At 43.1% G+C, this 14,236-nt stretch carries 11 protein-coding genes and 1 other annotated feature; of the genes, 7 read left to right on the top strand and 4 right to left on the bottom strand.

The features are described from left to right. Positions 1–90: 90 nt before the first annotated feature. Both pgeF and rluD read right to left on the bottom strand, forming a co-directional pair. Positions 91–825, bottom strand: coding sequence for a peptidoglycan editing factor PgeF (pgeF, locus tag DUN60_RS01300; RefSeq protein WP_114633001.1), 735 nt, complete (start codon positions 823–825; stop codon positions 91–93). A gap of 8 nt (positions 826–833) precedes the next feature. Beyond that, the gene (rluD, locus tag DUN60_RS01295) at positions 834–1,808 is read right to left on the bottom strand and encodes a 23S rRNA pseudouridine(1911/1915/1917) synthase RluD (protein WP_054548366.1); all 975 of its coding nucleotides are present in this window, start codon (positions 1,806–1,808) and stop codon (positions 834–836) included. A gap of 137 nt (positions 1,809–1,945) precedes the next feature. Here rluD and DUN60_RS01290 point away from each other — a divergent pair, with 137 nt between their 5' ends. The 6 genes from DUN60_RS01290 to yjjX all read left to right on the top strand — a co-directional run bounded on the left by DUN60_RS01290 (position 1,946) and on the right by yjjX (position 9,739). Next, entirely contained in the window at positions 1,946–2,674 is a 729-nt protein-coding gene (locus DUN60_RS01290) for an outer membrane protein assembly factor BamD (RefSeq protein ID WP_114633000.1), read from the top strand. A gap of 137 nt (positions 2,675–2,811) precedes the next feature. After that, complete coding sequence (locus DUN60_RS01285) at positions 2,812–4,236, top strand: MltF family protein (protein ID WP_339373939.1); 1,425 nt, start codon at positions 2,812–2,814, stop codon at positions 4,234–4,236. Between the two features lie 464 nt (positions 4,237–4,700). Then, a complete protein-coding gene (gene hpf / locus DUN60_RS01280) occupies positions 4,701–5,036 on the top strand; it encodes a ribosome hibernation-promoting factor, HPF/YfiA family (RefSeq protein WP_004735034.1) in 336 nt (111 codons plus the stop codon). Positions 5,037–5,146: 110 nt separating this feature from the next. Further along, positions 5,147–5,268: a sequence feature (Phe leader region), on the top strand. Positions 5,269–5,280: 12 nt separating this feature from the next. Further along, entirely contained in the window at positions 5,281–6,456 is a 1,176-nt protein-coding gene (gene pheA, locus DUN60_RS01275) for a prephenate dehydratase (RefSeq protein WP_004735035.1), read from the top strand. Between the two features lie 420 nt (positions 6,457–6,876). Continuing rightward, positions 6,877–9,255 (top strand): putative bifunctional diguanylate cyclase/phosphodiesterase, encoded by a 2,379-nt coding sequence (locus DUN60_RS01270; protein WP_114632999.1) that lies wholly within the window; start codon positions 6,877–6,879, stop codon positions 9,253–9,255. Next, on the top strand, positions 9,218–9,739 hold the full coding sequence (gene yjjX, locus DUN60_RS01265) for an inosine/xanthosine triphosphatase (RefSeq protein ID WP_004735037.1): 522 nt from the start codon (positions 9,218–9,220) through the stop codon (positions 9,737–9,739). Before DUN60_RS01270 ends, yjjX begins: the two co-directional genes overlap by 38 nt. A gap of 124 nt (positions 9,740–9,863) precedes the next feature. Here the strand turns inward: yjjX and trpR are convergent, their stop codons facing one another. Continuing rightward, positions 9,864–10,157: a trp operon repressor gene (gene trpR / locus DUN60_RS01260; protein ID WP_017084809.1), complete on the bottom strand. Its 294-nt coding sequence runs from the start codon at positions 10,155–10,157 to the stop codon at positions 9,864–9,866. A gap of 172 nt (positions 10,158–10,329) precedes the next feature. Continuing rightward, positions 10,330–12,279 carry a murein transglycosylase gene (sltY, locus tag DUN60_RS01255; protein ID WP_114632998.1) on the bottom strand — a complete coding sequence of 650 codons (1,950 nt, stop codon included), beginning with the start codon at positions 12,277–12,279 and terminating at the stop codon, positions 10,330–10,332. 264 nt (positions 12,280–12,543) lie between these two features. On the opposite strand from sltY, the gene ettA reads away from it, so the two are divergent. Next, positions 12,544–14,211, top strand: a complete 1,668-nt coding sequence (gene ettA / locus DUN60_RS01250) for an energy-dependent translational throttle protein EttA (protein ID WP_004735040.1) — start codon at positions 12,544–12,546, stop codon at positions 14,209–14,211. The last annotated feature ends 25 nt before the right edge of the window (positions 14,212–14,236 follow it).

Raw genomic sequence — 14,236 nt, 5'->3', positions numbered from 1 at the left:
GGTAACGCGGATTTTCAAGGGATAAGAGTGAAGAATAGAGCTTATATGAAAATATAAATAGGCTGGATGAGTGGTTGTGCTAGCCAGAGATTACTCTAACCAAATAAATGTAGCCTGACGTCCAGTAATGCCATCACGGCGATAAGAATAGAAAGCATCTGAATCTGCGTATGTACATAGATTCGAGTCTGTCACTGAAGTCACGCCAACTTTCATTAATCGTTGAGTCGCGAGTTGAGACATGTTTGCCAGCCATTTGCCAGATTCAGCTTTGGTTTGAAATGCTAATCTCGCTTGAGTGTCAAAACGAACAAAAGCTTCCAACACATCGTTGCCAACCTCAAATGCATCTTTGCCAATTGCTGGGCCAAGCCAAGCCATGATCTGATTATCTGAATCTAGATTTGAAAACTTTGCGACGGCATTTTCAAGAATGCCACCAGCAAGACCACGCCAACCCGCATGAACAGCCGCGACTTGAGTGCCTTTGGTATCGGTAAGAAGTACTGGCAAGCAATCAGCCGTCATCGCTGAACACACGACACCTTTTGCAGAGGTAAATACACCATCAGCATCAAGAACATTCGTCACCGGTTCTAAAACCGTAACGACATCCGTTGAGTGAGTTTGATTTAGCCATACTGGAGCTGTGGGCATCTTAGATTGTTGCTTTAGCCATATTCGATTGCTTTCAACAAACGAAGTATCATCCCCAACGTGCATACCGAGGTTTAACCCTTGATAAGCACCTGTAGAACAACCATCGAAACGAGTCGAAGCAAATGCTTTCACGTTTTTTGGTGCGTTCCAGTCAGGGATGATCATTGACACGATTAAATGTCGTCTTCTATGTTTTCGCGAGCATCAACACGTAATGCTTCTGCCATCACAACCATGTCATTTGGAACAGGTGCGTGGAACTCAACTTCTTCACCAGTAATAGGGTGAACAAATTTAAGCATTACAGCATGTAGCGCTTGGCGATCAAAAGAACGAATCATTGTCGTCAGCTCTTCAGATGCACCTTTTGGAATACGTGCACGACCACCGTATGCAATATCACCTAACAGAGGATGCTGAAGGTATGACATGTGAACACGGATTTGGTGAGTACGACCTGTTTCTAGGCGTAGACGAATACGAGTATGTTCGCGGAAGTGCTCCGCAACACGGTAGTGAGTTACCGCAGGCTTACCCAATTCATTCACGTCCATTAAAGTACGTTTAGTTGCATGACGGCTAATGCCTTTCTCAACCACACCACCCGCGGTCATTTTACCAATAGCAATTGCTTCATATTCACGAGTGATACGACGTTTAGCAAGTGCACGTACAAGGCGAGTTTGAGCTGGAACCGTCTTAGCTACAACCATAAGACCTGTTGTGTCTTTATCAAGACGGTGCACAATACCCGCACGAGGTACTTCTGCAATCTGAGGGTAATGGAAAAGCAATGCGTTTAGTATGGTTCCATCCGGCGTACCTGCACCTGGGTGTACAACCAGATCGCGAGGCTTATTGATAACCAATAAATCATCATCTTCATAGACAATGTTTAACGGAATATCTTGTGCTTCCCAGCGCTCTTCATCTGCAAGCTCCGCTTGTAGGATGATCGCTTCACCGCCCAAAACTATGGTGCGCGGTTTAGTGATAACTTCGCCATCCACTTGGATTTTGCCGTCAAGAAGCCACTCTTTAATACGAGAGCGAGAAAAATCGGTAAATAGTTCAGCGACAGCTTGGTCTAAACGTTGACCTAACTGGCTGCTTTTTACTGTGTCTGTTAATGTTATCTGCTGAGCCATATCGAACTTTTTTAAAAACCGTGAGACTAATACCCATTAGTATGGATAAAATAGAATAATTGCATCATTGTATCTGTTACTGGTTAGAAAGTAACGGAAGCTTACGAAATATTTAATTCAAGGAATCGACGCCTGACATGAAACACTTTACTTTATCGGGTCTATTAGCCGTATCACTCTTAGTTGGCTGTTCAAGTACTGAAGAAATAGTACCGGATGTACCACCATCGGTTCTTTACTCTGACGCTCAAGAGTCCCTGCAGAGCGGTAGCTGGCTTTCTGCAATCGAAAAGCTAGAAGCTTTAGATTCTCGTTACCCATTCGGCGCCTATTCGGAACAAGTACAGCTAGATCTGATTTACGCGTACTACAAAAATGATGACTTGGCGTTAGGCCTTGCCACCATTTCTCGATTCCTACGCTTAAACCCGACTCATGAAAAACAAGACTGGGTGCTTTACATGCGCGGCCTAACGCACATGGCACAAGACCGTAACTTCATGCACGACATTTTTAATATCGACCGTAGTGACCGAGATCCAGAGCCAGTGAAACTCGCGTTTGCTGACTTCAAACGACTACTGGAACGCTTCCCTAGCAGCCCTTATGCGGAAGATGCGCAAAAACGCATGTTCGCACTTAAGAACCGCCTCGCAGAGTATGACTTAGCAACCGCTGATTTCTACCTACGCCGTGAAGCTTGGATTGCAGCTGTAAACCGAACACAAGAGCTGCAGAAGACTTACCCAGACACCATTGCTGCACGTAAGTCTTTGGATATTCAGTTAGAAGCTTATAAACAACTAGGTTTAGAAGACGCAGCTTCAAGAACAGAAAAATTGATTGAGTTAAACCCACTGCCTTAATCAACGTTGTCATATTTAATCGAAAACGCGCTAATTTATTAGCGCGTTTTTTTTGAACTTAATTTCGTAAACTTGATGAATCGCATAATACACGGTATCTTCAAAAGATAACTTTTAACAAAACATCAACATGGAGTGTGGATGTGAGTAGGTTGTTATTATTTATCTGGATATCGCTATTTAGCCAATTATCCTACGCATTAGAACTGTCCCCGTTAAGCAACAAGCCTTACATGGGTGACTTAGATGAGCTCAAAACCAAAGGGACGGTTAGAGTGCTCGTGTCTGCTGATCTTGGTTTTTATTATATCGAGGATGGCAAACCAAAAGGCATCGTGGCTGAAATGCTCTACCACTTTGAGAAGAGCCTTCGTAAGAAGCATCCCTACCTCAATGTTCAAATTATCCCAGTGCAGCGAGATGATCTACTTCCCTCATTAGAATCTGGTTATGGCGACGTCGCTGTCGCGAACCTGACGATCACCGACAAGCGATTGCGAATCATCGATTTTTCCGACCCAATGATTAAAGATGGAAAAGAACTGATTATCACAGGAAAGAACTCAGCTCCTATCACCGAAATCAAGCAACTGAGCGGTAAAGAGGTTTGGATCCGTGCAAGTTCGAGTTACTTCGAGAGTGTACAAAGAGTCAATAAAGAACTGAATGAATTAGACTTACCACCGCTGCATGTCCACTTTATTGAGGAGTCATTGCAAGACTACGAGCTGATAGAGTTGGTCAACCAAGGCTATATACAAGGCACAATCCTAGATAGCCATAAAGCAAAGTTATGGACTGACGTAATGGAAAACATTCAGGTCCATCACGATTTACCCTTACGTGAAAATGGCCAAATAGCGTGGGCATTAAGAAAAAATAGCCCTCAACTAAAAAAAGAGATCAACAAATACGTCAAGACGGCACGAACAGGTACCCTACTTGGAAATGTTATCTATCAGAAATACATCGACAACACTCGCTGGTTAGGTAGAGCGCTCAACCCAAATAAAATAGACCGAGTGGCTAAGCTGTCAGATGTTTTTGAAAAGTATTCGAGTAAATACGAATTCGACCCTTTGATGATGTCTGCACAAGGTTTCCAAGAGTCAGGACTGGATCAAAGCCGGGTTTCTCACCGTGGAGCTATTGGTGTGATGCAGGTGTTGCCAAGTACCGCCAAAGACAAAAACGTCAACATCAAAAACATACATAAGGTGGATAACAACATCCATGCGGGCGTGAAATACATGCGTTTCATTAAGGACAGGTATTTTGACGACCCTGCCATTACGCCAGATAATCAAATCTACTTCACTTTGGCTTCTTACAACGCTGGTCCTGCTAAGATCAGAAAGATGAGGCGCATTGCCAAGCAGAAAGGTTACAACCCAAACATCTGGTTTAAAAACGTAGAAATCATCACTCGTAAATACGTGAGCAAAGAACCGGTGACCTATGTCGCCAACATCAACCGTTACTTTGTAATCTATAAGCAGTTACAAGCTATCAATGCTATCCGAGAAAATGGGACAGCGAGACTACTAAAAACCAACGATTAGTTTGTCTTAAACCCTAAGAGCCAGGGGAACTAAGGTGCTAAGGTGCTAAGGTGCTAAGGTGCTAAGGTGCTAAGGTGCTAAGGAAAATTAAAAACACAAAAGCCGCATAAGAAAACTTATGCGGCTTTTGCTTATCAAATTCAGAGAAAGCTTACATAGTGATATATATCACGAGATCTACATCACAAAACACTATTGAGTAAATTTCAATCAAACACTTTCAATAAGCTGTAAGGCGCCCCTAAAAACTGGTTTAATTTTTAGCGAAGCCTTGCCTCCAAGTTATCGTTTTTCATAGAGATAACAAGCATTTTTCGCCAAAAAGATACTAAGACTTGCGTGAGATCACATTTGATTTTAATGCTTATCCCACCCAACCAAAACAAGATCTAGATCACATTCTTTATTCCTGAAAGTCGTAATCTGAAGTTAACCCATGAGGGATACAACAGAGGAAAACTTCTATGAAAATGAACATCACTGGTAAAAACATCGACATTACCTCTGCAATCCGTGATCACATAGAAAGCAAATTTAAAAAGCTGGATAAATGGCAAGTAGACATCATTGGCTGCCAAGCGAGCTTTAGCGAAGAACCAAACAAGAAGAAAAAATTTGAAGCGGTTCTAACCGTACCAAAAGGCCAACTTGTTGCTTCATCAATCCATGACGACCTCTACGTAGCTATCAACGAAGTAGAACAAAAACTAGAGCGTCAACTCAACAAGCTACGCCATAAACCTGAAGCGCGCCGCGCTGAAAAGCCTGAAATCGAAGAGCTAGAAGCTGAAGTAGAATAAGGAAAGAGAACAGATTAAAAAATAGCGCCTCAGGGCGCTATTTTTTTGCTTGACGCTCGTAGCTCGCTTGCTTATTGTGTTTAAACATTCATAAAACAATCACTTTTTATGCACACTCAATCTTTGTTTATTTTTGACTTCTTTTTTCTTCCGTAAATCGGAGGCTGAGTCGTTTTAGAAAAACAAGTCAAAAACGAACAAGAAGCCTCCCACACTAGGGAGGCTTTTTTATAAGGACACATTTATGACTGACCGTTCAATTTCACTGGATGATATCCGCCTTCGTCTTAATGATTTAGATGACGAACTGCTGAGTTTACTTTCCGAACGTCGCAAACTCAGTATCGAAGTTGCGAAAAGCAAGGTAGAAACATCAAAACCTGTACGCGATGCCGTTCGTGAGCAGCAGCTTCTGGTTAAGCTGATTAACAACGGCAAAGATAAATATGAGCTTGATGCGCAGTACATTACTAAACTGTTTCACACCATCATCGAAGATTCGGTTTTACTACAGCAGTCATACTTACAAAACCTAGCGAACCCGCAAAGCCGTAAACCTCTGGCTCGAGTTGCATTCTTAGGTTCTAAAGGTTCATATTCTCATCTTGCTAGCCGTGAATATTTCAGCCGCAAGAATATGGAATTGATAGAGCTTAACTGCAATCACTTCAAAGAAGTGGCATCGACGGTGGAATCTGGTCATGCCGATTACGGTGTGCTGCCGATTGAGAACACCAGTTCTGGTTCAATCAACGAAGTTTATGACCTTCTGCAACATACAACACTATACATCGTGGGTGAGCTGTCTCAGCCTATCGAACACTGCTTAGTTGCGAAAAATGATATTCGTTTAGAAGACATCAAAACCCTCTATTCACACCCACAACCTCACCAACAGTGCAGTGAATTTTTGAGTCGTCTTAAAGGTGTCAGCCTTGAGTCTTGCGCAAGTACAGCTGATGCAATGAAGAAGGTTAAAGATCTGGAGGGCGATGATGTGGCAGCAATTGGCAATGCATCGAGCGGCAAGCTTTATGGGCTTCAGCCAATCCAAGGCAACATTGCAAACCAAACTGAGAACCACACTCGTTTCATCGTTGTGGCGCGTAAGCCGGTAGAAGTATCAACTCAAATCCCAGCTAAAACGACACTGATCATGTCGACTTCTCAAGAGGCGGGTTCTTTGGTAGAAACTCTACTAATCCTACAACGCTTGGGTATCAACATGACTAAGCTGGAATCTCGTCCTATCATGGGTAACCCATGGGAAGAGATGTTCTACGTTGATTTAGAAGCACACTTGGATGCAGATAATATGCAGCAAGCGATAACAGAACTAACTGCCATTACTCGTCACCTAAAAGTGTTGGGTTGTTATCCAAGTGAAAACATCAAAGCGACGCAGGTTAAGTTGTCATAGCTTTTAACAAACATAAACTTTCAACGAACATAAGCTCTTAACAAACATAAGCTCTTAACAAACATAAGTTTTTAACGAACAAACGTTTAAAGCTGGCATAATTTTAAATCTGCTATAACCATTTGGCCTACAGTAGGCCAAATACTAAAACCAGCGGCTAGTGGAATAACTCGTACTCAGGAATACTCACACTACGTATTCCTGAGACATGGCTCGATTATTTCACTGGCTGTACATGCCTTCTAACCCACACCATTCAACACCTTCTTAACAAAAAACTCATTAGTGGCTTTTTTATCAATAAAGACAAAACCTTACCCCCTTCACAGGAAATCATCGAACTACGTGTAATTAATAGCGAGTAAGTATTAAGTAACATAAACTTACGCGCTTAAATTATAAATAGTGTTGTCATTAACTATGAAGCTAAGTACTAAAATCTTACTACTGATAACCCCTGTGATACTGATCAGTACCGCAGCTTCTAGCTATATTATTTATTCAACGCAGAAAAGCAGTTTTATCAAACGCGAAGACAACGCACTTCAGCTAAACATGGAAAAGTTGGTAGGATATTTTCGACAGTCTCGCTCGTTCCTAAATAGCTACTCTTACACCTTGACCCAAAGTGACATGGTGAAGCGTTACTTTCTCACTGAACAAAACCTATCTCGCGATCTTGAACTGGTTAGTAACCTTCGAGAAGCCATACACTTCTTGCAAGATGACGATGAAAGCTATACCGGGTTAGCGCTTCTCAATAGTCAGCGAAAATTGAGTTATTACGCTGATAATAACAGCGACTCACGCACTCAGATTGACAGCAAAATATTGGATTTTGTGGATCAGTACTATCAAGACACCTTAGCAGCATCAAGTACCAACTATATTCAAAACTCTCAAGGTGAAGGGATGTTGGTTCACTACGAAAAGGTAGACAAAAAAACGATTTTCCCAACCGCAAACAATCACCCAGACGATGTGTTCTTTGTTGTTGTGTCAGTCTCTCTCGATAAATTTAATGCGCTGAGAAAACAGATAGAGTTCGACTACCAAACCAGCTTGTTCTTCACATCTATAGCGGTTTCTCTGGGAAATGATGTCACCCACTCAGTCAAGCTTGCGCCAGAACTATACGCCACTGTTGACCCGGCGCCATTCCTATTGGAAAACAAGCTCGAATCAATTTGGAATAAGCTGAGTTTGTCCTTTGCACTATCCGCGTTTGTGACGGTTGCTCTGCTACTCATGCTTTTGTCTCGCAGTGTGATATCCCCGATAACACGACTCGACCGACAACTGCAGCAAGTCGAAAAAAAACAACGTAAGAACATCGAACGCTTAGGCACTCGTGATGAGCTTGGCCGCCTATCACAGCGTTTTTATGACATGTACCAAGAGTTAGATAACACCTACCAACAGACCAAGCTATTGGCCGAGAATGATCAATTAACCCAAATAGCCAATAGGCATCAATTTCAAACCTTCGTTCAGCAATCATTACCCAAGCCTAGCTCGAATACCAAAACCTGGGTTCTCTACTTTGACCTAGATAACTTCAAGTTTGTGAACGACAAATATGGACATCAAATCGGCGACTCCATTCTAGTCAGTTTTGCTCAGCGTATTTCAGATATTTGTAGCCACTATAAAACAGAGTTTGACGCTCATTGTATGCCAGCCCGACTTTCTGGAGACGAGTTCGTTGTGTACATTAACGCGCCTACTCGCCAAGGGAATATCGCGCATAGATTCTCTGATAGCTTACTGACGCCACTACAAAAAGGTTTTATCACAGAATCAGGGAGCTTTCCGATCACGGTCAGTATTGGTATTGCTACCTACCCCAATGATGGCCACTCCATCGAAAAGCTACTGTCGAACGCTGATACCGCGATGTACCAAGCCAAACGCGCAGGTAAAAACCAATTTGCTGACTATTCACGAGATTTAGACAAAGCGATTCAACGCCAAGCAAACATTGAACGCGCACTCAGAGACAAGAACTTTGATGATGAATTTAGGCTCGTTTATATGCCGTACATGGATTCAACAGGAACCCATGTTATTGGTGTTGAGGTGTTATTACGTTGGAATTCGGAGCAACTAGGCTTGGTTCCACCTGATGAATTCATTCCAATTGCCGAGCAAACTGGATTATTCGATCAGGTTGATCAGTGGGTCATTCAGAATGCATTTGCTTCTTTTCATCGACTTCAGGCTCAGTTTGATCACGCAATTCAGTTGTCGATTAACTTATCTTCTGCTGGGATTGAAACGACTGATCTTGCTGACTTCATCAAAGAGCACGCCGATTTAAATCGAATTCCGCCAAGTTTGATTGATTTTGAAATTACCGAAACCTTTTACTCAAACTCTGAAGGCTTTCCGCTGCTTAACGAACTATCTGATATGGGCTATCGATTAGCCATTGATGACTTTGGATCTGGCTACACCTCCATCACTCAACTGGTGCAGTATCCAACTCAAAAAATTAAGCTCGATAAAGCCTTTTTAGACACCTTAATTGAGACCGATAATCAGAACATAGTAAAACCGGTTATCGGGTTATGTCATGCTCAGGGTAAGAAGGTCACAGCCGAGGGCATCGAAACTGAAAGCATGCATCAGTGGTTGCAAGAAGCACAGTGCGATATGCTACAAGGCTATTACTTCGGTAAACCTATGCCATTAGAAGAACTGAGTGATTGGTACCGACAGCATCAACTCAATTTAATCGATAACAAAAAGAATCCAATACATGAAATCTGTAATCATCGCATCGCTGAACCCAGCTAAAATTAACGCCGTTAAAAGTGCATTCTTATCTGCTTTTCCTGATACTGAATTTGATTTCAAAGGCATCAGCGTCCCTAGCGGTGTCGCCGATCAACCGATGAGCAACGACGAAACCTATCAAGGTGCGGTAAATCGCGTTCACAACGCAACTCAAGCTCAACCTGATGCGGATTTTTATGTTGGATTAGAGTCTGGAATAGAAGGAAAGGTTACATTTGCTTGGATGGTCGTTGAAGCAAACGGTCAGCGCGGAGAATCTCGGTCAGCAAGCTTGATGCTACCACCCGTTGTGCTTGATAAACTCCAGCATGCGAATGAGCTAGGTGATGTGATGGATGAAGTATTCGGCACCGACAACATAAAGCAAAAAGGCGGTGCGATTGGCTTATTAACACATAACCAACTATCTCGCAGTTCTGTATATAGCCAGGCTTTAATACTAGCGCTGATCCCATTTGTTAACCCTAAGCACTTCCCTGCTTAGTCTTGTTTAAGAAACACGATATTTCGCCTCTCTAGAGGTAATAACATTAAGCGGGATAAAAACAAAAAACGCTAACCTATGGTTAGCGTTTTTATCAAGTTCTTAAGGCTTACTGTTTAAATGCTTACTTGAGTAACAGCTCTGCAATTGCCGCTTTCTCTTGCTCAGATTTAGCCTTTAGCTCATTAGAGCCTCGCGTGATCGTAGCCACACCCACACCTAACATTTGGCTCACCTGTCTTTGTGACATGTCCCCTTTCATGAGTTCACAAAGAATATTCACTCGAGCGACCAAAGCATCTCGCTCATCAGGTGTCATCATCATGGTCAACAACAGTTCATGCTGATCTTTCTCAGCCGCTGTTTTTACCAAATCCATTAGTTGTTGCCAATTCTCATATTCAGGTTGTGATGCCATATCTCTACACTTACTTTTAAATTTTGGCTTGAAGTAGCCGCTTAATGATTGAAAGCGTTTAACACTTTATACCGAAACACTTGCTTTGATCCAATGTAAAAAGGCAGCAAGTGGAACTGGTTCGCACTCACTGCCTTTAATATTACTCAGTTTCGGAGAAAGTACCGAACCTCTAGTATTTCGTTTCGGCCTCATGGGGTGCTAAAAACATCCCTTTCTCGCCCAAGATATCTCGATAGTAGGTCTCAAACATCAAGATATTCTGAACGTAACCACGAGTCTCTTTGAATGGAATCATTTCGATAAAAGCAAATGCATCGAGCTTTTCATCGCTGCGTGAACGCCATTGTTTCACACGACTCGGGCCTGCATTATAAGCAGCAAATGCAAAAATACGGTTGTTATCATATTGAGCTAATAGGCCATCTAGATAGTGGCTACCAATCTCAATGTTCTTGCCGACATCATAAAGATCATCGCTGTCCTGGTACTTAATCTTATGTTTTTTAGCCGTATATTGCGCCGTCTTTGGCATAATTTGCATGATGCCACGCGCGCCAACTGGAGAGCGAGCCTCTGAATCCATCGCACTCTCTTGCCTCGCTAAAGACATTAAGGTAATCGGGTCTATATCGTGCTTTTCTGCGTAGAAGTTAAACCACCACTTATGAGCAACAGGAAAGCGTAAAGCGATGTTGTCCCACATCTTCGCAGAGATGCTCGCAGTCACTGTAAAGTGGTTCCAACGCTGCGTCGCAGCATGAGCGGCAAGCATTGATTTCTGATCTTTATCAGCATTGGTTAACAACCAACGCCATTCACTCTTCGCTGCCGCAATTTTATCTCGGTCAATCAGCTCGCCGATTCGAACCAAAGAAGTCTCAAATGGCTTTACTGTTTCAGCGTTGTATTTGAGTGTCGATGTTGGGTACTGAACTGGCTTACCTAACTGCTTAGCCGCAGCCACACTGTAGAAATTACGCTGACCCAAGATATCTGACAGTCGTTTGTTACCCTTAGCAGTATCACCGAGTGCTATCTCTGCTCTACCCTGCCAATACTGCCAGCGAAGCGAAGCCTGATGCTTATCATCTAAGCGCGCTATCCACTCTTTCAAGCCAGTCCAATCTGCATGCTGAATAGCTAAACGAGCACGTCTTTCCAACAAGACTTGCTTTGATGAACTCTCGAGCATTTTGTCTCGCCACGCCATCAACTCTTCAGAGTCGGTATTGATCAAGCGGAACGTTAAGTAATCCGCTAGCTCTTGGGATTTTTCTTTAGATAACTTTTGAGCTTGAACAACATCATTAAAAATCTCTTGAGCGCTGCTTGCTGATTCCCTTGCTAACTTCTCGAAACCAAATTCGGTTTGAGCTTGGTAGAATTCATTTGCAGGGTGCTTCTTGGCAAACGCGAGAACATCTTCAGGCTTGTTGAACAACGCCTTCATCTGCCTAGCTTGAGCAATTGCCTCATCATGATCTAATTGCTTGACCAGATAAGTCATTAATTTGCCGTTTCGTTTATCAAATGCCAGTAGCATTCGCTCTAGTATTAGCTCATCCGTTCTTAAGCCCGCTTCATCCCAACTTTCGAAGAGCGGGTCACAGGCGTCATCAACACCATTACCACTTAACCAAAGCTGTTTCGCACCTTTGAAGGCAAGCTCTTTGTTTCCTTGCTCATAGTTCGCACGGTAGTAGATACATTGGTATTTTTCACCAGTCGGCTCTTGGGTTTGAAACTCAAGGATCGTCTTCCACTGTTTTTGAGCCGCCAATAAATCTAAATAAGGCGCACGCATACGATTCGAAAATGGTAGGGCTTTATTCTCTTCAATAAAGGCATCCACTTCAGTAGGTGTGCGATCACCTAAACCTAATAAGAAGGCTCGATAATCAGTGTAAGGCGTTAACGGATATGTTTGAATTTTGTTACGTAGCGCAGAGTAAGCTTCTAGATCACGGTTGTCTAAAACCTCTTGCGCTCTGTCATAAACATCACGCTGCATTTCAAGCTCGGAGGCATTGCTAGCCATAACCATCGGAGCCAGTGAAAATGAAGACAAAATTGCCGATGCAGCCACAGCAATTTTCGTATTACCAATGCGGAAAAACATTCGCTCTTTCCTTAGTGCGTGTATGAATACGTGAAGTCTATTTACGCCCGACATCACATCAAATGTAAAGAGTTTGAGTGTAAATATTATTAATATTTAACACTTCGCCTCAGAAGCTTATTAAATATAGTTTTAATGACCAATGTGACAATAATAGGTAAGGATTAGTTCAAGAATGGCTTTTCTGTCCTAGGAGTAACATCTTTGGGGATATTGGTATAAAATAGCCGATAATTTTGAACAATAAATTAGGATCGATCGGCAATGGCTGAATACGTATATACCATGTCTCGGGTGAGCAAAACTGTTCCACCTAAGCGTCAAATTCTTAAAGACATTTCTCTTAGCTTTTTTCCTGGCGCTAAAATCGGTGTTTTGGGTCTAAATGGTTCAGGTAAATCTACCCTACTACGTATCATGGCTGGTATTGATACTGATATTGATGGTGAAGCTCGTGCACAACAAGGTCTTAAAGTCGGTTACCTACCGCAAGAGCCTGTACTAGACGAATCAAAAACAGTGCGTGAAATCGTAGAAGAAGCGGTTTCTGATGTTGCAGACGCGCTTAAGCGTATCGACGCAGTTTACGCAGCTTACGCAGAACCAGATGCAGATTTTGACGCACTAGCAAAAGAGCAAGGCGAACTAGAAGCTCTGATTCAAGCGAAAGACGGTCACAACCTAGAGACAGCTCTAGAGCGTGCTGCTGATGCACTTCGTCTTCCTGAGTGGGATGCGAAAATCGAACTCCTATCCGGTGGTGAACGTCGTCGTGTTGCGATCTGTCGTCTACTTCTAGAGAAGCCAGACATGCTGCTTCTTGATGAACCAACTAACCACTTGGATGCAGAATCAGTGGCTTGGCTTGAGCACTTCCTTGTTGATTACAGCGGTACTGTTGTGGCAATTACCCACGACCGTTACTTCCTAGACAACGCTGCTGGCTGGATTCTAGAACTTGACCGTGGTGAAGGTATTCCATGGGAAGGTAACTACACATCTTGGCTAGAACAGAAAGATGAGCGTCTGAAGCAAGAGAAATCAGGCGAAAGCGCACGTCAAAAGACTATCGAGAAAGAACTTGAGTGGGTTCGTCAAAACCCTAAAGGCCGTCAAGCGAAGTCTAAAGCTCGTATGGCTCGTTTTGAAGAACTAACGACTGGCCAATACCAGAAGCGTAACGAAACCAACGAACTGTTCATCCCGCCGGGTGAGCGTTTAGGTGACAAGGTACTTGAAGTTAAGAACCTAACGAAGTCATTTGGTGATCGCGTTCTTATCGACGACCTATCATTCAGCATGCCTAAAGGCGCTATTGTGGGTATCGTGGGTGCCAACGGTGCAGGTAAATCAACACTATTCAAGATGCTAAGCGGCGCAGAACAGCCAGATTCAGGTTCAGTTGAATTAGGCGAAACGGTTAAGCTTGCTTCTGTTGATCAGTTCCGTGACAGCATGGACGACACCAAAACAGTATTCCAAGAGATCTCTGAAGGCGCTGATATCATTAAGATCAACAACTTCGAAATCCCTGCTCGTGCATACTGCTCTCGCTTCAACTTCAAAGGCAACGACCAACAGAAAATCATCGGTCAGCTTTCTGGTGGTGAACGTAACCGTGTTCACCTAGCGAAACTGCTAAAAGCGGGCGGTAACGTACTGCTACTCGATGAGCCAACCAATGACCTTGATGTCGAAACTCTGCGTGCACTTGAAGAAGCGCTGCTTGAGTTCCCTGGCTGTGCAATGGTTATCTCGCATGACCGTTGGTTCCTTGACCGTATTGCGACCCATATCTTAGACTACCGTGATGAAGGTCAAGTTAACTTCTACGAAGGTAACTATACTGAGTACACAGAGTGGCTGAAGAAGACTCTGGGCGCACAAGCGGCTGAACCGCACCGTATCAAGTACAAGCGTATTGCTAAGTAAATTAGCTTGTATTTTGAACAAAGGC

Source organism: Vibrio splendidus (genome assembly GCF_003345295.1).
Classification (GTDB): Bacteria; Pseudomonadota; Gammaproteobacteria; order Enterobacterales; family Vibrionaceae; genus Vibrio; species Vibrio splendidus_K.
Note: the sequence above shows the minus strand (reverse complement) of the source record. Positions and strands in the feature narration are given on the sequence as shown.